General features: G+C 43.4%; 19 protein-coding genes. 15 read left to right on the forward strand and 4 right to left on the reverse strand.

What is annotated here, in order from left to right; genetic code table 11:
* Nucleotides 1–6 precede the first annotated feature (6 nt).
* On the reverse strand, nucleotides 7–1,932 hold the full coding sequence (locus QEP06_RS05700) for an ABC-F family ATP-binding cassette domain-containing protein (protein WP_285269448.1): 1,926 nt from the start codon (nucleotides 1,930–1,932) through the stop codon (nucleotides 7–9).
* A 141-nt stretch (nucleotides 1,933–2,073) separates the two neighbouring features.
* Here QEP06_RS05700 and QEP06_RS05705 point away from each other — a divergent pair, with 141 nt between their 5' ends.
* A complete protein-coding gene (locus QEP06_RS05705) occupies nucleotides 2,074–2,904 on the forward strand; it encodes an endonuclease/exonuclease/phosphatase family protein (protein WP_285269449.1) in 831 nt (276 codons plus the stop codon).
* Nucleotides 2,905–3,106: 202 nt separating this feature from the next.
* Here QEP06_RS05705 and clpB read toward each other — a convergent pair whose 3' ends face one another.
* Nucleotides 3,107–5,698, reverse strand: coding sequence for an ATP-dependent chaperone ClpB (gene clpB / locus QEP06_RS05710; protein ID WP_285269450.1), 2,592 nt, complete (start codon nucleotides 5,696–5,698; stop codon nucleotides 3,107–3,109).
* 263 nt (nucleotides 5,699–5,961) lie between these two features.
* Between clpB and QEP06_RS05715 the strand changes: the two genes are divergently transcribed.
* The 14 genes from QEP06_RS05715 (at nucleotide 5,962) to QEP06_RS05780 (ending at nucleotide 19,250) form a co-directional block, all read left to right on the forward strand.
* The gene (locus QEP06_RS05715) at nucleotides 5,962–7,050 is read left to right on the forward strand and encodes an FAD-binding oxidoreductase (RefSeq protein WP_285269451.1); all 1,089 of its coding nucleotides are present in this window, start codon (nucleotides 5,962–5,964) and stop codon (nucleotides 7,048–7,050) included.
* Between the two features lie 19 nt (nucleotides 7,051–7,069).
* Nucleotides 7,070–7,327: a hypothetical protein gene (locus QEP06_RS05720; RefSeq protein ID WP_285269452.1), complete on the forward strand. Its 258-nt coding sequence runs from the start codon at nucleotides 7,070–7,072 to the stop codon at nucleotides 7,325–7,327.
* A 36-nt stretch (nucleotides 7,328–7,363) separates the two neighbouring features.
* Nucleotides 7,364–8,299, forward strand: a complete 936-nt coding sequence (paaA, locus tag QEP06_RS05725; protein ID WP_285269453.1) for a 1,2-phenylacetyl-CoA epoxidase subunit PaaA — start codon at nucleotides 7,364–7,366, stop codon at nucleotides 8,297–8,299.
* Between the two features lie 30 nt (nucleotides 8,300–8,329).
* Nucleotides 8,330–9,247 carry a formimidoylglutamase gene (gene hutG / locus QEP06_RS05730; RefSeq protein ID WP_285269454.1) on the forward strand — a complete coding sequence of 306 codons (918 nt, stop codon included), beginning with the start codon at nucleotides 8,330–8,332 and terminating at the stop codon, nucleotides 9,245–9,247.
* 170 nt (nucleotides 9,248–9,417) lie between these two features.
* Nucleotides 9,418–11,205 (forward strand): GEVED domain-containing protein, encoded by a 1,788-nt coding sequence (locus QEP06_RS05735; protein ID WP_285269455.1) that lies wholly within the window; start codon nucleotides 9,418–9,420, stop codon nucleotides 11,203–11,205.
* 172 nt (nucleotides 11,206–11,377) lie between these two features.
* Nucleotides 11,378–11,617, forward strand: coding sequence for an acyl carrier protein (locus tag QEP06_RS05740; protein ID WP_015807007.1), 240 nt, complete (start codon nucleotides 11,378–11,380; stop codon nucleotides 11,615–11,617).
* Between the two features lie 25 nt (nucleotides 11,618–11,642).
* A complete protein-coding gene (gene fabF / locus QEP06_RS05745) occupies nucleotides 11,643–12,887 on the forward strand; it encodes a beta-ketoacyl-ACP synthase II (RefSeq protein WP_285269456.1) in 1,245 nt (414 codons plus the stop codon).
* A gap of 10 nt (nucleotides 12,888–12,897) precedes the next feature.
* Nucleotides 12,898–13,659 carry a ribonuclease III gene (gene rnc, locus QEP06_RS05750; protein WP_285269457.1) on the forward strand — a complete coding sequence of 254 codons (762 nt, stop codon included), beginning with the start codon at nucleotides 12,898–12,900 and terminating at the stop codon, nucleotides 13,657–13,659.
* Nucleotides 13,634–14,107, forward strand: coding sequence for an IPExxxVDY family protein (locus QEP06_RS05755; RefSeq protein ID WP_285269458.1), 474 nt, complete (start codon nucleotides 13,634–13,636; stop codon nucleotides 14,105–14,107). Before rnc ends, QEP06_RS05755 begins: the two co-directional genes overlap by 26 nt.
* Nucleotides 14,100–15,545, forward strand: a complete 1,446-nt coding sequence (gene pyk / locus QEP06_RS05760; protein WP_285269459.1) for a pyruvate kinase — start codon at nucleotides 14,100–14,102, stop codon at nucleotides 15,543–15,545. The genes QEP06_RS05755 and pyk overlap by 8 nt, the downstream gene beginning before the upstream one ends.
* A gap of 262 nt (nucleotides 15,546–15,807) precedes the next feature.
* Nucleotides 15,808–17,415 carry a class I SAM-dependent methyltransferase gene (locus QEP06_RS05765; RefSeq protein WP_285269460.1) on the forward strand — a complete coding sequence of 536 codons (1,608 nt, stop codon included), beginning with the start codon at nucleotides 15,808–15,810 and terminating at the stop codon, nucleotides 17,413–17,415.
* Nucleotides 17,416–17,422: 7 nt separating this feature from the next.
* Nucleotides 17,423–18,361 carry a cation diffusion facilitator family transporter gene (locus tag QEP06_RS05770; protein ID WP_251832805.1) on the forward strand — a complete coding sequence of 313 codons (939 nt, stop codon included), beginning with the start codon at nucleotides 17,423–17,425 and terminating at the stop codon, nucleotides 18,359–18,361.
* A 100-nt stretch (nucleotides 18,362–18,461) separates the two neighbouring features.
* On the forward strand, nucleotides 18,462–18,683 hold the full coding sequence (locus QEP06_RS05775) for a PspC family transcriptional regulator (RefSeq protein WP_251832804.1): 222 nt from the start codon (nucleotides 18,462–18,464) through the stop codon (nucleotides 18,681–18,683).
* Nucleotides 18,684–18,737: 54 nt separating this feature from the next.
* A complete protein-coding gene (locus QEP06_RS05780) occupies nucleotides 18,738–19,250 on the forward strand; it encodes an N-acetyltransferase (protein ID WP_285269461.1) in 513 nt (170 codons plus the stop codon).
* A gap of 69 nt (nucleotides 19,251–19,319) precedes the next feature.
* Here QEP06_RS05780 and QEP06_RS05785 read toward each other — a convergent pair whose 3' ends face one another.
* Together QEP06_RS05785 and QEP06_RS05790 are read right to left on the reverse strand one after the other, a co-directional pair.
* Complete coding sequence (locus QEP06_RS05785) at nucleotides 19,320–19,829, reverse strand: hypothetical protein (RefSeq protein WP_251832802.1); 510 nt, start codon at nucleotides 19,827–19,829, stop codon at nucleotides 19,320–19,322.
* Between the two features lie 85 nt (nucleotides 19,830–19,914).
* Nucleotides 19,915–20,439: a hypothetical protein gene (locus QEP06_RS05790; protein ID WP_285269462.1), complete on the reverse strand. Its 525-nt coding sequence runs from the start codon at nucleotides 20,437–20,439 to the stop codon at nucleotides 19,915–19,917.
* Nucleotides 20,440–20,538 lie beyond the last annotated feature (99 nt).

Raw genomic sequence — 20,538 nt, forward strand, 5'->3', positions numbered from 1 at the left:
GCCATTTTACCCTTGCAACTGCGTTCCCAGGAACTCCCATTCCTGCAAGGCTAAATCAAGCTCTTCTTTCTTCGCTGTATATTGCTGCATTAATTCTTCGCTTGGATTTTCTTTGGCGAATCCGGCTTCCATCCCTTCGATTTTCAGTTCGAGTTCAGAGATTTTTTCCTCGACTTTCTTTATTTTATTCTGAATGTTTTTCTGGTCTTTGCTTACGAAAACCTCTTTTTTCTCCGGCGCTTTTTCTACAGGTTTCTCTACCACAGGTTCGTTGCGCAGTTCCTGAAGTTTTGATTTCTCTGCAGAAATCTCGCGGATGCTTTCTTTCTGGCGGAATTCAAGATATTCATTCACATCGCCCAAAAATTCCTTCATCCTGCCATCGCGGAATTCGAAAATCTTGTCGCTCAAACCTTGCAGGAATTCCCTGTCGTGGGAAATGACGATTAAAGTTCCTTCAAATTTCTGAAGCGCCAGTTTGATAATTTCTTTCGACTGGATATCAAGGTGGTTCGTCGGCTCATCCATGATCAGCGTGTTGAACGGACGAAGCAAAAGCTTACACAAAGCCAAGCGGTTACGCTCACCCCCGGAAAGCACTTTTGTCTTCTTCTGAACATCTTCACCTTGGAAAAGGAAGCTTCCCAACAAGTCGCGCACGCGCGGGCGAGTTTCTTCGGTAGCCGCATCTTCAGCTTCTTCCAGAACGGTTTTATTTGGCGTAAGCACTTCTTCCTGATTCTGCGCAAAATAGCCGATGTTCACATTATGACCCAGGTTCCATTCACCTGAATAATCTTTGATTTCACCGGAAAGGATTTTGGCTAAAGTTGTCTTCCCCTGACCATTTTGGCCAAGTAAAGCGATACGGTCGCCGCGCTCCACAAAGAAATCCACTTTATCGAAAACCTGCTTGTTGCCGTAGCTTTTACCTAAGTTTTTAGCTTCAAAAATAACTTTACCCGGAACTACTGACTGAACGAATCGGATATTGAACTTCGAAACGTCTTCATTATCGATTTCAATACGGTCGATTTTTTCCAGCTTTTTGATCAAAGACTGCGCGAAAGAAGCTTTCGTCGCACTTGCACGGAAACGGTTGATGTTATCTTCCATCTGCTTGATTTCCGCATCCTGGTTTTTCTTCGCCTGCGTCAGTTTTTCCTTTCGCTCCTTACTTAACTCAAGGTATTTGGTGTAATTCGCTTTGTAATCGTCAACTTTTCGGTTGTTGATATCAAAAGTTCGGTTGCAGACCGAAGTCATAAACTGTTTATCGTGACTCACCAGGACAATTGCACCGGGATAATCTTTCAGAAATTCTTCCAGCCAAATAATCGACTCCATATCGAGGTGGTTCGTCGGCTCATCCAGTAGCATTAAATCATTCTTTTGAAGAAGCAACTTTGCCAATTCAATTCGCATTCGCCATCCACCTGAAAATTCATCGGTGATTTTGTGGAAATCATCCGCTTTAAAACCAAGACCCAACAATACTTTTTCTACGTCACCTTCCAGATTATACGCATCGTGATGCATCAAAAGATCGTTGAGTTCTGTCATTTTGTGAATCAGATTCTCATACGCGTCACTTTCATAATCAGTGCGTGTTGCCAACTGATGATTCACCTCATCCAGCTCGTTTTTCATCGCATTGATCTGTTCAAAAGCCTGCAAAGTTTCGTTCCAAACCGTGCGGCCTTTCACAAAATCAAGGTCCTGCTTCAGGAATCCGATAGTGATATTTCCTTCGGGAACGATGTTGCCTTCGTAAAAATTGATTTCGCCCGTAAGCATTTTGAGCAAGGTCGATTTACCGGCACCATTTTTACCGACGAGGCCAATTTTATCATCTTTCTTGATGGTAAAATTTACATTTTGGAAAAGATAATTTCCGGAGTGATGAAGGCCTAAACCCTGTACTGAAAGCATATTTTATAATCTATTAGGAACGAGTGAATTTCGAGGTGCAAAAGTAAGGAAACAAATCGGAAATCTGTTAGCACCAATTTAGCAAGCTAAAAACGGGAAAACGTTTAAAATCATAACTTTGAAAAGTAAAAATTCAACCTTATGAAGAAGCTGACCGGCATATTTGTATTTATTTTCTGTTTAAATATGAGCGCTCAGGATCTGAAAGTGATGACTTTCAATATCCGCCTGGCGCTCGATTCGGATAAAGAAAACGCGTGGCAGTACCGCAAAGAGGACGTGCTTAAACTTCTCAACTATTACGAAACAGATGTGTTGGGCGTTCAGGAAGCCGTACCGCAGCAGATGAAAGACATTAAATCTGGTTTAGAAAACTATGATTATGTCGGCGTAGGGCGCGATGACGGAAAGAATAAAGGCGAATATTCAGCAATATTTTACAATAACGAAAAACTTAAAGTGCTTCAGAGCGGTACTTTCTGGCTCAGCGAAACACCGGACAGACCATCGAAAGGTTGGGATGCAGCCTACAACCGTGTCTGCACCTATGCTTTATTTAAAACTAAAAAAGGCGGTAAGAAATTTTGGGCGTTTAATGTTCATTTTGATCATGTGGGAAATACAGCGCGCGCCAATTCTGCCAAAATTATTTTAGACAAAATTAAAATATTAAATTCCAAACAATTACCAGTGGTACTGACAGGTGATTTTAATTTAACCGATGATACCTTACCTATTAAACTATTAGCGAATAACCTTCAGGACACTTATAAAAATTGCGAAAAACCATCCTACGGACCGCGGGGAACTTTTACGGCATTCGATATTACAAAGATTTCCACAGAACGGATAGATTATATTTTCACGCAAAAATTGCGCTGCATAGATCACCGAACGATAAATGACCGTCGCGAAAACCTTCTTTATCCTTCCGATCATTTCCCTGTGATGGCGACGCTGAGTTTCCGCTAAAAACAAAAAACCCACCGGTGATGAAGCCGGTGGATAAACACAAATGATGAAAAAAAATTTATTCTTCAGCTGATGAAAGCATTAGAACAGCGCAAAGGAATGTATTAATCCTGACATCTGCAAATAAAAAATTATTTATTTTCTCACTTTGATGGAATAGGATTGACAATCAGCGCGATATATTATGTCTGCAATAGCATTTTTATTCAGTTGGCCGGAAAACCAGTCCGCTTTCGTCGAAATAATCAAGCGTGATCCGATCACCATCTTTCACGTTTCCGGCAAGGATTTCTTTAGACAGCCTGTTCAGCACTTCCTGCTGCAAAACTCTCTTCAGCGGGCGCGCACCAAAACTCGGATCGTAACCTTTATTCATGATATAATCTACTGCGTCTTCGGTTGCCGTCATGAAAATTCCTTTTTTCTCCAGCATTTTATTGAAGCCACGAAGCTGATACTGCACAATCTTGCCGATTTCTTTTCGGTTCAAAGGCTGGAAGAGCACCGTTTCATCAATTCTGTTCAAAAATTCGGGTCTCAGCGTCTGTCTCAGCAGCGCGAAAACTTCATCTTTGGTCTTTGAAACAATTTCGGTTACATTCTCATCGGTGATATTCTCAAAATTTTCCTGAATCAGATGCGACCCGAGATTAGACGTCATTATAATGATGGAATTTTTAAAATTCACCACGCGGCCTTTATTGTCCGTCAGTCTACCATCGTCTAAAACCTGAAGCAGCGTATTGAATACGTCCGGATGCGCTTTTTCTATTTCGTCTAAAAGCACCACCGAATAAGGTCTGCGGCGCACAGCCTCAGTCAGCTGGCCACCCTCGTCATAGCCTACGTACCCCGGAGGCGCACCTACCAGACGCGACACCGAATGCCGTTCCTGATACTCACTCATATCAATCCGCGTCATGTTATTCTCGTCATTGAAAAGATACTCTGCGAGTGCTTTCGCCAGTTCTGTCTTACCAACACCGGTAGTTCCGAGGAAAAGGAAGGAGCCGATTGGTTTTCTTTCATCGTTCAGACCCGCGCGGTTTCTTCGGATAGCATCAGCGATTGATTCAATAGCTTCATTTTGCCCGACTACTCTTTTGTGCAGTTCGTCTTCAAGGTGCAGAAGTTTCTCGCGCTCGCTCTGCAGCAGTTTCGTCACGGGGATTCCAGTCCATTTTGAGATGACCTCTGAGATGTTTTCAGCAGTTACTTCCTCTTTGATAAGCTCATTCTGATGGTTCTGCATCTCCAGTTCAAGTTGCTGTAGCTCAGATTCTTTTTCTTTAATCTTTCCGTACTGTATCTCGGCCACTTTCGCATAGTCGCCTACCCGTGATGCACGCTCCGCTTCGAGTTTCAGTGCCTCAATGTCTTTTTTGATCGCGGTAAGATCCTCAGATTTCTGTTTTTCTTTAAGCCACTTTGCGTTTATTTCGTTTCGTTGCTCAGAAACCTTCGCAATATCTTCCTTTAAATGATTGATTTTAATTTCATTGCCTTCACGTGAAATCGCGGCAAGTTCTATTTCCAGCTGCATCAGTCTGCGATCGAGTACATCCAGTTCTTCAGGTTTGGAATTGATTTCCATCCGTAATTTTGCAGAAGCTTCATCAATCAGGTCAATTGCTTTGTCCGGCAAAAAACGGTCGCTGATATATCGCTGAGACTGTTCCACCGCCGCGATGATGGCTTCATCTTTAATACGGACTTTATGGTGCGCCTCATATTTATCTTTGATTCCGCGCAGAATGGAGATCGCCGACTCCGTATCCGGCTCTTCCACCATCACTTTCTGGAAGCGTCTCTCAAGCGCCTTATCTTTCTCGAAATATTTTTGATATTCATTTAATGTAGTGGCGCCCACCGCACGAAGTTCGCCCCGCGCCAAAGCAGGTTTCAGGATATTCGCTGCATCCATCGCACCTTCGCCACCGCCAGCTCCCACCAATGTGTGAATCTCGTCAATGAAAAGGATGATTTGGCCTTCAGATTTAATAACTTCATTCACTACTGATTTCAGGCGCTCTTCGAATTCCCCTTTGTATTTCGCACCTGCGATCAGCGCGCCCATATCGAGAGAATAAAGCGTTTTATCCATCAGGTTTTCCGGAATATCGCCGGAGATGATGCGGTGCGCGATTCCTTCCGCGATCGCCGTCTTTCCTACACCCGGTTCTCCGATAAGAATCGGGTTATTTTTGGTTCGGCGGGAAAGGATCTGAAGCACACGGCGGATTTCCTCATCACGTCCGATTACGGGATCAAGTTTACCTTCTGCGGCTAAAACATTGAAATTCTTCGCATATTTATTTAAACTCTGATAAGTTTCTTCCGAACTCGCCGAAGTTGCTTTGGATCCTTTACGCAGCTCGCCAATCGCAGTTTCGAGCCCTTTTTTGGTTACGCCCATGTCTTTGAGCATTTTTGAAACCTCCGAATTCACATCGAGCAGCGAAAGCCAGAGGTGCTCTATCGTCACATACTCGTCACCCATTTTCTTCGCTACATTGGGCGCATCAAGAAGGATTCTGTTTGACGGTTGGGAAAGATAAATGTTTCCACCTTCTACTTTAGGCAATTTTTCGAGGTTTTCACGGTTGCGTTCGCGAACAAGACCCACTTCTGCTTCAGACTTTTTCATCAGAAATTCAGAAATGTTTTCATCAACCTGCAGAATTCCTTCGAGCAGGTGCTGTGGCTCAATGATTTGGTGGCCAAACTCCATCGCGATCTGCTGCGCTTTCTGGATAGCCTCCTGAGATTTTACGGTATATTGGTTTAGGTTCATATTAATAGTTTTGTATCTGAATTGATATTGGAATATTTTGAATTCGTGGCAGCAAAAACCATACTTTGAGCCCAAAACATAACGATTTACAGACATAATTTCCGTTTTAATCAACTGAACACGAATGTTTTAAGACAATTTTTCCGAATAAACAATCATTGAATGTCAAATTATTAAACAGCATGGATTCAATTTAAAAACTCGAATTACAAAAAAGATTATATTTGTTTCTCATCACATTAATAATGTAGTCAGATTAATATATGCACCATTTTCATCTTTTAAAAACAACGAAAGTTGCGAAGGAAACCAACGATTCGGTAAATATCGCATTTGAGATACCGGCCGCACTGAAGCAGGAATTTTCATTCAAACAGGGCCAATATCTCAATGTACGTTTCCTGGCAGGCGACGAAGATTTGCGCAGGTCATATTCTATCGTCAATGCGCCTTCAGAAGAAAATGGCGAGCTTGAAATCCTGGTAAAACACCTGAAAGACGGGCGGGTTTCCACAATTTTAAACCAACAGCTTGCGGCCGGTGAAACGATTGAAGTTTCTGCGCCCGCAGGACATTTCTATACGAACCATCATGCTTCCAACGAGAAAACATACGTTGGTTTGGCGGCCGGAAGCGGTATCTCGCCGGTGCTGTCCAATTTAAAAGAAGCCCTATATCAGGAGCCTAAAAGTGAGGCTTATTTGTTCTACAGTAACAAAAGCTTGCACGATATCATTTTTAAGGACGAAATAGACGCGCTTGTAGAAAGATTTGCGGGCAGACTGAAGGTAGTTTATTTGCTTTCGCGCGAAAAACATTTTGAGGATGAACTTTTTGAAGGCAGGATCTGTGCACCCAAGCTGGATGAACTACTCGAGAGATTTACAGATATACCGGTGCGTGAAGCCACTTACTTTATTTGCGGACCGTCTGAAATGATTAAAAGCGTGTCGGGTTATCTTAAAAATGAGAAGAAAGTCCCGTCTTTACAGATTTTGTACGAATATTATGCGGCACCGGATGACGAAGAGAATGCCGAGATGAGTGATGAATTCAAGGCAATTCCAAACCTTGAAAGTATGGTGACCCTGATCATTGACGATGATGAATACTCATTCCATCTCAATTCAAAGAAAAACAGCATTTTGGATCAGGCACTTAACGAAAAATTACCGGTACCTTTTGCCTGCAAAGGCGGCGTTTGCTGTACCTGCAAAGCACAGGTGATGGAGGGCGAAGTTTTTATGGAGAAAAACTTTGCACTTACCGAGGATGAAGTGGAACGCGGCTTCGTACTTACCTGCCAATGCCACCCGACAACGAATGTGGTGATGCTGAACTATGATGTCTAATTAAACTAATAACTGTAAGATGAGCCACTGGAAATTTGCAAAAGCTATTCGTGAAAATGAGGAATTCCGAATCGAAGGACTCAACATTTGGAACCACTACTGGCATTGCGTAGATAAAAAAGTAGAAGTCGCAGGTCCTGATGGTGGCAATATTTATTATTTTAAAGAGTATCAAATCGCTGACAGCGACAAAACGGTGAATTTCGTCGCCGGCGAATTCAGTGATGCAAAAGTTGGCGTATATATAAAGGACGAACTTCGCGAGGGGAAACTCTAACTTTTTCGTTTAAAGGAAATATTAAAGACAAAAAAGATGGATCGAGATAAATTTTTAGCCTATGTTCAAGCCGAAAACAAGGTAGAACCAAAAGATGTGATGCCCGATGATTACCGAAAATTATTGGTAAGACAGATCTCACAGCACGCACATTCCGAAGTAGTAGGCATGCTTCCCGAAGCAAACTGGATTACGCGCGCGCCGTCATTACGCCGTAAAATGGCTTTAATGGCAAAAATACAGGATGAAGCCGGACACGGACTCTACCTGTACGCGGCTGCAGAGACACTGAACAACGGAGAAGTGCCCGCAGACAGGGATACTACCTACCACGACATGCTTTCCGGAAAAGCAAAATATTCGAGTATTTTTAATTATCCTGCACTTTCGTGGGCAGATATCGGTGCAATCGGCTGGCTGGTAGACGGCGCAGCAATCATGAACCAGGTGATGCTGATGGGTAATTCTTACGGACCTTATTCGCGGGCAATGGTGAGAATCTGCAAAGAAGAATCCTTTCACCAGCGTCAGGGTTATGAAATCCTGATGACGCTTTGCAGAGGAACCAAAGAGCAGAAAGAAATGGCACAGAATGCGCTGAACCGCTTCTGGTGGCCAGCTTTAATGATGTTTGGCCCAAACGACGATGCGTCACCAAATACTCAAAAATCTATGGCTTACCGGGTGAAACGTGAAAGCAATGATGCCCTTCGGCAAAGATTTGTAGACGTAACTGTGGAGCAGGCAGAATTTTTAGGTTTGAAAATTCCGGATGATAAGCTTAAATGGAACGAGGAAACCAAACATTATGAATTTGGCGAGCTTCCGTGGGATGAATTCATGGAAGTACTGCAAGGAAACGGGCCGTGCAACAAAAAACGGCTTGAAACCAAACGCAAAGCACAGCGCGAACATGCCTGGGTGAAGGAAGCTGCGATGGCTTACGCAGCGAAACAGCGCTTAGCGGTGTAAATATCTTAACCTTCAAAACAGAATTCCCAGATGATTTGGCAAGGTAGGTTTGATGGAGAAGATCCGCTTCATCACAGGATTTTTCAGCGTGTACAGCTGGACACGGATTACGCTTCAATCAAACCTAAAGATTTCGTTTTGCACGGATTCGCGGTTGATGAAGGCGTTCGCCGGAATAAAGGCCGCGTGGGCGCCAAAGACGCGCCGGACATCATCCGTCAAAACATGACCAACTTCCCGGTTATCCAGCCTGAATTTGTATTGCGCGATTTCGGGAATGTATACTGTGAAGACCAAAACCTTGAGAAAGCGCAAGCAGAACTCGCGCAGAAAGTGGGCCAGGCATTGATGTCAGGAGGAAAATCGGTGGTTTTGGGAGGCGGTCACGAGGTGATGTATGCACATTATCAAGGACTGAAAAACGCGTTTCCCGATCGAAGAATAGGCATCATCAACATTGATGCGCACTTTGACAACCGCGAACCTGATCCCGCGGTTGGGCCTAGTTCGGGGACAGGTTTTTGCCAGATCGCGCAGGAGGGTGAACTTAATTCGCTTCACATGGGCATTCAAAAAAATTCGAACACGCTTAAACTGTTCGATACCGCACACCAGTTTGGGATGCAATACATCCTCGCTGACGAACTGTACTTTGAAAATTTACCGAAACTTTATGAACAGCTTGACGCATTCATGTCCGCCGTTGATATTCTGTATCTGACGGTCTGTATGGATACCTTCAACGCCGCTATTGCACCCGGCGTTTCAGCAGCATCTCATAACGGTATTTTTGCTGACGCAGCCTTCATGCACCTTTATCGACGAATTCTAGACAGTGTCAAACTCCGTGCATTGGACGTAGCGGAAGTAAATCCGGGTTATGACCAGGACAATCGAACAGCGCGGCTGGCAGCAAGTCTCTTCAACGAATGGTTTCAGGTATCATAAGCGATTTGAGTCATTTATTAACACTGCATTAATATTAGCAAGTTCATATTAAATTCTTGTATTTTTTCATTTAAAATACCGATTCTGCAACAAAAGTCTTTTTTATTTAAATTTTTTTTCTAACTTAGGGGAGTCCAAAATCATTCATTAATTAATTTAAATTTTTAAAAATGAGAAAAAAACTACCTGTGTTGGCGGTCCTGATGCTGCCATTTCTGTGTTTTTCGCAAAATGCGCGGAACACCCAAAATGCAAAAGAATCAGTACACCCAAAAAATCCTCAACTGATTACCAGCCCATCTTTGAGCACCGCTACAGCGAAGATGCCGTCTGCGTACTGTCTCCCTTCTTCAGACTGCGCCGATGGAGACTTAATTACAAACGTTACTGTAGCCGGAATTAATAATACCACTACCTGCAGTACTAACGGTTATGGTGATTATACAGCAATGGTCGGTACTATAGTTGCGGGACAGTCGTACCCAATCTCGGTTACCGTAGGAGACGGCTGGTTCGAGCGCGTTTCTGTGTGGGTTGATTTTAACAACAATGAAACATTTGAGAGTTCCGAATTTTTGGGAGAGATAGGTGCGGGTTCTAATAATACTGTATCTACGCTTACCGGAAACATCGCAATTCCATCTACACTTGCTCCCGGTTCTTACAGAATGAGAGTAATGGTAGCTGCAACAGGCTCCTCGAACCCGGCTGTAACTGACCCGTGCGCACCTGGTGTATATGGTGAAACCGAGGATTACACGTTGAAAATTGCTCCTGTAGGATGTACAACTGCACCAAACGGCCAGTATCCAACAACAACCGTTACCCCGAACTGTAATGGTAGCATGTATACGATAACTGCAGAGGGCTGGACAGGAGAATATTCATCACTCAACGTTACAAGTGGCGTAAACTATACATTTAAAGTTTCAAATGCTGCTTATTATATCACCATTACTGACAACGCCGCTACACCCACGATCTTAGCAGGGGGCACTGGTCAGATATCCTGGACTTCTAATATTACAGGTGTTATAAGATTCTACTCTCACACCAGCGTGGCATGTGGCAGCGGTACATCTGCTACTGCGCATACAAGATCTGTACAGTGCGGCACTCCGCCAGTGGAGCCGGATTACGGTTGCGACCAAACGTATAGCGGCACACCAGACCTTGCCAGCAACATCATTAAAAATACTACTTTGAACTATGCGGTTGCTAACGATTTCTTTGTACCAATGGAAAGCGCAGCCTATAAACTCGAAAGCGTTACCGCTGATATTGTACCATTATCAGCAGCGGGTGGAGCAGATATATCAGGATTCAACATCCAGATTATGAGCAACTCCGCGACTGACACACCTGGAACAGTGATACATACCATCACGAATGCAGCTCCGGCAAGTGTTACAGCGCTACCTAATACATTCGCAGGTTATCCAACATTCGCGGTTAAGGTGAACCTTGGTGGCTACACGCTACCTGTGAATGCAGCCGCAGACACAAGATACTGGATCTCACTTCAGGCAATATCTGCAAGCAATACCAGCATGTACTGGATCGGTCATCAGTATACTGAAGGCTGGAATACCAAGTCTAACTACATTTCTACAGACGGTGGCGCAACATGGGCACAGGTTACAAGTGACACCGCGCCGGGTCAGCATTATGACAGCAATATGATGATTGATGCAGACTGTACCGTAGCAGCAGTAAGCGAATCTGGGGCAAGAAACGTATCTTTCTATCCAAACCCGGTAAAAGACTACCTGAACATCGATTCTAAGATCAAAGTGGAGACTGTTCACATCTATAATGCCAACGGCCAGAAAATGCCGGTTTCCGCTAAACTTGTTAATGGCAGAGTTGACATGAGCAGACTGGCGCCAGGCATGTACATCGTAAGTACTATTCTAGAGAACGGTAAAAACGAATCATTCAAGGTTGTAAAAAAATAACTCATATCAAACCTTCAGAGCCCGATGAAAATCGGGCTTTTTTTGGTCAAAAAACAAGCGGTTAAAGGCTAAAATGGCCCGGCTATTGCGGCTATATTTTCGTAAAATAATTCCGATTGCCAAAGAATTTTATATATTTGCAGCTATTAACAACTAATAAAAATAAATTACTATGTCAGACATTGCATCAAGAGTAAAAGCTATTATTGCTGATAAACTCGACGTTGAGGAAACAGAAGTAACACCAGAGGCTAGCTTTACCAATGACCTAGGCGCAGACTCCCTGGATACTGTAGAACTTATCATGGAATTTGAAAAAGAATTCAACATTCAGATCCCAGATGATCAAGCAGAAAAAATTACAACTGTTGGTCACGCTATTACCTATATCGAAGAGGTAGTAAACAAATAATAGCATTTTTTAGAAATTAAAATTTATGGAATTAAAAAGAGTAGTTGTTACCGGTTTTGGCGCTATTACGCCTATTGGAAATAATGCCAAAGATTACTGGGAAAACCTTGTAAAAGGTGTGAGCGGTGCCGCTCCAATTACTCTTTTTGATGCCACTCAGTTTAAAACCAAGTTTGCCTGCGAGGTAAAGGACTTTAATCCATTGGATCATTTCGAAAAGAAAGAATCCAAAAAAATGGACCGAAACACGCAGCTTGGCATTGTAGCAGCCCGGGAAGCTATTGAACATTCCGGCATTATGGGTTCTGATATCGACAAAAACCGTGTCGGTGTAATCTGGGGTTCCGGTATCGGAGGTTTAGAAACCTTTGAAAACGAAGTTTTAGGCTGGGCCAACACTGATATTCCAAGATTCAACCCGTTTTTTATACCTAAAATGATTGCCGACATCACAGGCGGTCAGATTTCCATTGAGTACGGCTTCCATGGCCCAAACTACACAACAGTTTCCGCATGCGCATCATCTGCAAACGCACTCATAGACGCTAAGATGCTTATCCAGCTTGGCAAAGCGGACGTCATTGTTTGCGGAGGCTCCGAAGCGGCTGTTACTGCGAGCGGTGTAGGAGGTTTCAATGCGATGATGGCCCTGTCAACGCGCAACGATGATCCTACAACAGCTTCCAGGCCTTTCGACAAAGACCGTGACGGTTTTGTGTTGGGCGAAGGCGCAGGAACTATTATCCTTGAAGAATACGAGCACGCAAAACAACGCGGTGCCACAATCTATGCCGAGCTGAAAGGCGGCGGTATGAGTGCTGATGCACACCATATGACGGCTCCTCACCCAGATGGCCTCGGCGCTTATCTGGTTATGAAAAACTGTCTGGATGATGCAGGTCTCTCCACAGATGATGTAGACCACATCAATATGCACGGCACTTCTACTCCACTTGGTGATATAGCAGAATCAAATGCGATCTCAAGACTGCTCGGAGACCATGCTTTTGATATTCAGATCAATTCCACTAAGTCAATGACCGGTCACCTTTTGGGTGCAGCAGGTGTTATTGAAGCTATTGCAGCCGTTCATACCATCATTCACAATATGGTTCCTCCTACAATCAACCATTTTACTGACGACGAGAATATCGACAGCCGTTTGAATTTTACATTCCACAACGCTGTTGAAAAACAGGTAAATGTCGCCATGAGTAACACTTTTGGCTTCGGTGGACACAACGCATGCGTACTTTTCGCAAAAATCTAAGAAATCCCTGATGGAGTTAAAGAAATATTTTCCTAAATTCCTTAGTGCGAAAAAAAATAATCTCTCAGAGAAAGATTACCTGCTAAGTCTGGAAATCAGCAAGATAACAGGTTGCAGCGTTTACAATATCAATCTCTACCGTGAAGCATTTTCTTTAAAAACCGGTAGTTCAAAAGAATTTAAAAATTACGAACGTCTCGAATTTCTGGGCGATTCCGTATTAGGTGCGATCATCTCGTGTCACCTTTTTTCTACCTATCCGCAGGCAAACGAAGGATATCTCACTCAAATGAAATCCAAAATTGTCAACAGGAAAAATCTCAACAAACTGGGTGAAGAATTAGGTCTGATCGATATCCTGCAAACCGAAACTCCGTCTACACTTAGCGAAAACATCGCGGGAAACCTTTTTGAAGCACTTATCGGTGCGCTCTACCTGGATGTAGATTACGAGACATGCAAGAAAGTGGTACTCGAAAGGCTTTTGACCCCTTCCTCGATCAACAAGCTCGAAAATAAGATCGTCAGTTATAAAAGTCTTCTGCTAGAGTGGTCTCAAAAGAAAAAGGAACAGATCAGGTACGATACGTTTCAGGAAACCCAGCCCGGACGGCAGGTTGTTTTCCGCAGCATCATCTGGATCAATGACCGAAAGGTGGCCAACGCCACCGAAACTTCCAAGAAGAAAGCAGAAGAAAAAGCCGCACAGCGTGCCTTCTACATTTTAAATAAAAAACAAAGTATCCTTGAAAACTCAAAAGATCCGGCTTAATTTCGATTCTGAACCCGATCCTATACAGATTGGCCTAGTAAGACTCGCGAAAGAGATTCCGGATTTTGAACTTTTCTACCAAATCAATGCGCTCAATACATTCCAGTTTACCCGGATAAAAGATTTTGTCTTAAGAGGAACGTACTTTGACCACAGCTTCGCACGTTTCGAAGGTTATCACACAGACTCGAAGATCTGTATTCATTTCATTTCGAACAAATCTATCCGAAGTGTACAGAAAAAGCTGGCTAATGAGCTCTTTTCCGGCGAAGAAGAATGCCGTTTCCTCCTTCCCAATTCACCGGAGGTGGATTATGTAATCAAAACATCCGAGCCGTTTGATGATTTTTCCTTAATTTTGCATCCTGAAAATCTGATGTTTAAAATTCAGTCTTTCATGCTAAATCCTTCCGAGGAGCTTTATCAAAGCTTTCAATATTATGAATAAATATCTAAAAAAAACCAAAATCATCGCGACCCTGGGTCCAGCATCATCTGACAAAGAAACGATGCTGCAGCTTATCCAGGCCGGTACCGATGTTTTCAGAATAAATTTTTCGCACGCTGATTACGATTTAGTAAGAAAAAATGTAGAGACAATCCGTCAACTAAACCAGGAGTACGGATTTTCAGTAGGGATTCTCGGTGACCTTCAGGGTCCTAAACTGCGCGTTGGCGTCGTAAAAGAAGGCTCTTACCTGAACCCAGGAGATATTCTCACCTTCACTAATGAAAAGATTGAAGGCGATTCTGAGCGGGTTTATATGACCTATCAGCAGTTTCCACAAGATGTGAAAGTGGGCGAAAGAATCCTCATCGATGACGGAAAACTCGTACTTGAAGTTGTAGAGACTAACAATATCGATACGGTGCGCGCCCGAACGATTCAGGGTGGACCACTAAGTTCTAAAAAAGGGGTAAACCTGCCGAACACCAATGTTTCACTGCCGGCGCTTACCGAAAAAGACATCGAAGACGCCAATTTCATGCTTGATCTTGAGCTTGATTGGATCGCACTTTCATTTGTTCGCCATGCACAGGACATCATTGACTTGAAGGAACTCATTAAAAATCATCCATCAAATAAAGTTAAGACACCGATTATCGCAAAAATCGAGAAACCTGAGGGCGTTCGCAACATCGAGCAGATCCTTATGGAATGTGACGGTTTGATGGTAGCACGTGGAGACCTTGGCGTGGAAGTTCCGATGGAAGAAGTTCCTGCGATCCAAAAAAACCTTGTAGAAATTGCAAGGAAGCACTCCAAACCTGTGATCATTGCGACACAGATGATGGAAACGATGATCAACAGCCTTACGCCGACACGCGCGGAGGTGAATGACGTAGCCAACTCGGTTCTTGATGGTGCTGATGCCGTGATGCTTTCGGGCGAAACGTCCGTCGGCCGCTACCCTGTGGATGTGGTACGCAATATGGCTAAGATTGTGAAAAACATCGAGCAGACGCACTTCTATCAGAACAAAAACTCGCCGATCGAGCGCGAATTTAATTGTGTTGACGAACGTTTCATCACAAACCGCGTTTGTCTTGCGGCCGTGAGAATTGCGAAATCTGCCAATGTTGAAGCAATCGTAACCCTTACGAATTCAGGTTACACAGCTTTCCAGATCTCAGCACACCGTCCGAATTCGAATATTATCGTTTTCAGCTCCAATAAACGCGTTCTTACGATGCTGAACCTGTTGTGGGGCGTTCGCGCATTCTATTATGACATGCAGAAATCTACCGATGAAACCATCATCCAGGTGAATATGCTTGCACACACACACGGCTTCGTTGAACAGGGTGATTTTGTAATCAACCTGAATGCTACGCCGGCTTATGATGGCGGTAAGACCAATACACTAAGGTTAACAACGATTTAAGAAGTACTTAAACAAGATAAATATCCGCGGTTTCAGTTGAAGCCGCGGATTTATTTTGACTAAAATTAGAACTTCTATTTTTAATATTTTATTTCGCAACGCGGGTCGTGCGTTTAGTAATATTTAAGTGATTAAAGTAAATGTAAACGCAGGAAGGACATTTAGTTACTGCTTTCAAGAAGCTACTCCATTAAAGCGCTCTCTCTACTGTTTTCCTTTAAAATTTTCTATATTTATCTGATATTAAATCACCAAAATCACTATGGATAAAAGGAAACTCAGAAGCACAATCTTTCAGCATCTCGATGGTATTGTCACAGCGCCTGTTGCTGCGGCACTTCTCGAAAGGGGCGTTTTAGTTAAAATTGCCGAAAGCCGAAACACTACACTCACAGAACTTTCCGCACTGTTTACGGTAAATGAAGGTTACCTGAATGTGGCAATCCGGGTTCTGGCTTCACAAGGTTTCTTAAACTATTTCGTGGATAATGCAACAGATACAATACACATTTCAGCCAACGAAAATACACAGCACTTACTTAGTTTTGGGCATTTGTACCAAAGGGTTCTACCGGTTTTAGCACAGGCTTCAGATTTTGACTTCCAGAATATGAAACCGGAAGCGTTCTCAAAACTTGTGGCTGTATTCAAAGAATTTAAAAATAATTTCGACCTTCAAATATCATCAGATCAAACTGAAGTAAAGATTGCGGAGCAAATCCTGAAACATATCGAAGGTTGCCTGGCAGGGCCCATCATTGTGCAACTCGGTATGAGCGGCATGTTCCACAAATATTTCATGGAAACATCTTTTCAGGCTGCAGAATTCCACAAAGAACCAGAGAATTTTGAAAAAATCCTGGATTTTCTCAAAGATTTAGGTTGGTTTACGAAAACGAATTCAAATTTTAAATTCACTGAGACCGGACTGTATTTCGCGCGCAGAGCTGCATCGTATGGAGTTACCGTCTCCTATCTGCCCATGCTGAGCGGTGTGGCAGAGTTGGTTTTTGGAAAAGCTGACGGGTTGCGGCCTGAATCTGAAAATGAAGATGAAATCCACGTAAACCGGAAGATGAATGTTTGGGGAAGTGGTGGCGCGCACTCCACCTATTTCAAAGTAGTGACAGACTTCATTATTTCGATTTTCAACCAACCAATTCACCTGCAGCCAAAAGGCATTTTGGATATGGGCTGTGGTAATGGAGCTTTCATACAGCACATCTTTGAAACCATCGAGCGGCATACGCTGCGCGGAAAAATGCTCGAAGACCATCCTCTTTTCCTTGTAGGCGCAGATTATAACCAGGCCGCACTGAATGTAACGCGCGCAAACCTCATCAATAATGACATTTGGGCGAAAGTAATCTGGGGCGATATCGGAAATCCGAATCTGCTCGCAAAAGATCTCCGCGAAAACTACGAAATAGACCTTGGAGACCTGCTGAATATCCGAACATTCCTGGATCACAACAGAATCTGGAAAGAGCCGAAAGATCCTGTTCCAGACCGTGTTTCCACTTCCACTGGCGCATTTGCGTTTCGTGGCAAACGAATTGCGAACAGACTTGTGGAAGAAAACCTGAAAGAACATCTTAGTCTTTGGTTGCCGTATATCCGCAAAAACGGATTGTTGGTAATCGAACTTCATACTTTAGCCCCGGAACTTACAAGCCATCATCTGGGCGAAACCGCCGCGACCGCATATGATGCAACGCATGGATTTTCTGACCAATACATCCTGGAAGTAGATGTTTTTCATAAAATTTGTGATGAAGTTGGCTTGCAGGTAAACCAGGAACTGTTTAAAAAATATCCGGATTCGGAGCTTGCGACGGTTTCAATCAATTTCCTGCAGGCAAAAAATTAATTTAAAAATGTCACAGCATCACGATCACAACCATCACGCAAACCGGAAAACCCTGATCATCTGCTTGAGTATTATCTCAGCATACATGGTGGTGGAAGTCATTGGTGGATTCATCACCAACAGCTTATCGCTGCTCGCGGACGCGGGGCATATGCTGAGTGATGCGGTTTCATTGTTCATAGCGCTGATGGCATTCACGTTCAGTAATAAATCAGCGGATTACCGGAGAACATACGGCTATAAACGGTTTGAGATTTTGGCAGCGGTTCTCAACGGTGCCACGCTTATCCTTATTTCGGTGTACATTATGTTTGAAGCGGTTGCACGGTTCAGAAACCCACCCGAAATCGCCTCGCACGGAATGCTTATCATCGCCGGAGTCGGTTTGCTCGTGAATGCAGTGGTAGCGTACATCATGATGCGCGGCTCCGATGTAAAAGAAAACCTGAATATGCGCGGCGCATACCTGCATGTAATCAGTGATATGCTGGGTTCGGTGGGCGCAATTATCGCGGCGTTGCTCATTATATTCCTGGGTTGGGCGTGGGCAGATCCGCTTGCCAGCGTAATAGTGGCGCTTCTGGTCTTACGAAGTGGCTATCTGGTCACAAAATCTTCCGTTCATGTATTGATGGAAGGAACGCCGGACAACGTTCAGATTGAAAAAGTGACACAAAAGATATTAGAAACCGGTGATATTATCAGTATCCATGACCTGCACATCTGGACAATCACCAGCGGACTGAATGCGCTGACCTGCCACGCCGTGGTAGATGACAGCCTTACCGTTGCCGAAAGCGAGGTATTGCTCGGTAAAATAGATCATGAGCTGCAACATCTTAACATCCATCATGTTACGATACAACTGGAGACCGGCGCACATACACACGATGCTTCGGTGCTCTGCAGTGTGGAGGCAGGACATAATGATCGTCATGAGCACTAGATTTCTGTCCCTGTCATTGTAGACAAAAACTTTGGGAAAGAGAAGATTCTAAACAGTTCCTCTTAAAATTTAGTATTTTTACACAAAAGAAAACGAAGAAATGTTCAATAACCTCCGGCATACAATGGAAAAAGAATGGTTCGGTGTGCTGACGCGTATGGGCGCCAAACTTGGCATTCCGGTGTCGAAACTTCGGGTGTTCTTTATCTACTCTACTTTTGCTACAGCCGGTGTCTTTTTTCTCATTTATCTGGGGTTAGCCTTCACGCTTTGGGTAAAAGATATCTTCATTACCCGCCGGCCAAGCGTGTTTGACCTTTAGAAAGTTTTTTAGGCTCAAATCTTGCAGGGAAGACATCAAATTTCGTTTTCTAATATGGAATATCTGCACATCCCCACTCCTGATGATTACCGCGCTGAAGAAATCTATGCATTTTATTGTGCTACCTTCCCACCAGACGAGAGACGGGGCGCGCAACAGTTTAAAAAATTATTCTCAAATCCCAGTGTAAAGGTTTTTTCAATCCTTCATGATCTCCAAAATATTGGCTACATCATTTCATGGGAACTTACCGGTTTCGTCTTCATCGAACATTTTGAAATTTTCTCGGAATTCCGCAGCCTAAAATACGGTTCCGATGTGATCAGCGATCTCTGCAAAGACTACACACATATCGTTCTCGAAGCTGAACCGGGAACACTTGACGAAAACGCCCGACGCCGCATCAGCTTTTACAGACAAAATGGTTTCGAAGTCATTGACGAAAATTATGAGCAGCCTTGCTACGAACCTGATAAAAATGCACTAAAGCTGTGGCTGCTGGCGAACTGGCATCCAGAGAAAACCGACTGGATCAAGGAGGAAATCTATGATGTAGTTTATTGTTAAGCAGACAAGACTTTAAATAAAAATTTAATTAAAATAAAGCCGGACAGAATAATCTGTCCGGCTTCTATATTAAGGATTGGTAACAGGAACACTGCTGAATCCAATTGACGTTTTGAGCGAAATATCTGAGGTTGGAGACTGTTTTAAAACATACACCACCCTTGCCTGCACGGCACCTGATTTCATCATTGAATCCAAAGTAGTGGATGTATTGATATCAAGTGAAAGCGAACTGCCTACATTTTCGGGTACTACATCCCGCGATGCTACCATCACCTCGTTCCCGCCATTGTTTGAAAGATACACACGTACCGATTTGAACATACTCATGCTCGTATTAGAATCAACCGACATTGTGGCCGATGAAACTCGGATGTCTTTCACATTCGCACCTGCGCCCGTAAGCTGGTTGATACTCTGCGCGGGTGAAACTGCTGAAAGCTGAACATTCGCCGGGGAGCCCGACGTAACCAAAACGGTAGCTGTATACGGAAAAGTGTTCTGAAGAATTGAAGAAACCGTGGAGCACGCGGTAAGCGTAAAAGTGGCAGCCGCAGCCGCGAATAGTAGATTTTTCATAGTACGATTATTTAAATATTGAAACCGTCTGACAGAAACTATACCAACTGAAAATTTTAACGTAAGTTTAACGTCTTGCAAATCACTATTTTATTGAGACAGAAAAGCGCCCTTTAGATTCGCCCGATGCCATATTGCTTTTCCCGATGAGCAACCAAATTTCCCCATTTTCGTGGATTTTATATATCATTTCGCGCCCGAAAGGACCGTCATATTCGCCGTTCGGTAGGCGGACCTGATTGAAACGGATGTTCATGTCTGGATTTTCAGTTGTAATGGTTCCGGAGATGTTTTTGCTCGTGAAATTCTTAATTTTTAAGATGTACTGTTGCTTGTCCTCGGTAAATTCATCGGTAAGTGTAAGCGGAATCATGTCACCGTTGATGGTTTTTATGATTTTACCTTGTTCGACCGTTCTAAAACCTTTATAATTAGAAGATTTTGTGGAATCAACTTGAACAACACCGGCTTGAGGATGGGTTGCAGGCGTTGAATCGTTTTGTAATATGGTGGAAGTAGAATCCGAAATTACCTGATTATTGGATTTGACCGATTCTTCTTTTGTACACGAAACGGTGATTAAAGCCAGAATAAAAACAAGTGTTCTCATGCGGAATGGATTTGATTTACAAATCCTAATCAAAATCCCTGCTAAAAATTGAGATCCTCAGTTTAAAATTCTTTTAAACAAAGTGTGAAATTAAATGAT

The sequence above is a fragment of the Kaistella rhinocerotis genome (genome assembly GCF_030243905.1).
Classification (GTDB): domain Bacteria; phylum Bacteroidota; class Bacteroidia; order Flavobacteriales; family Weeksellaceae; genus Kaistella; species Kaistella rhinocerotis.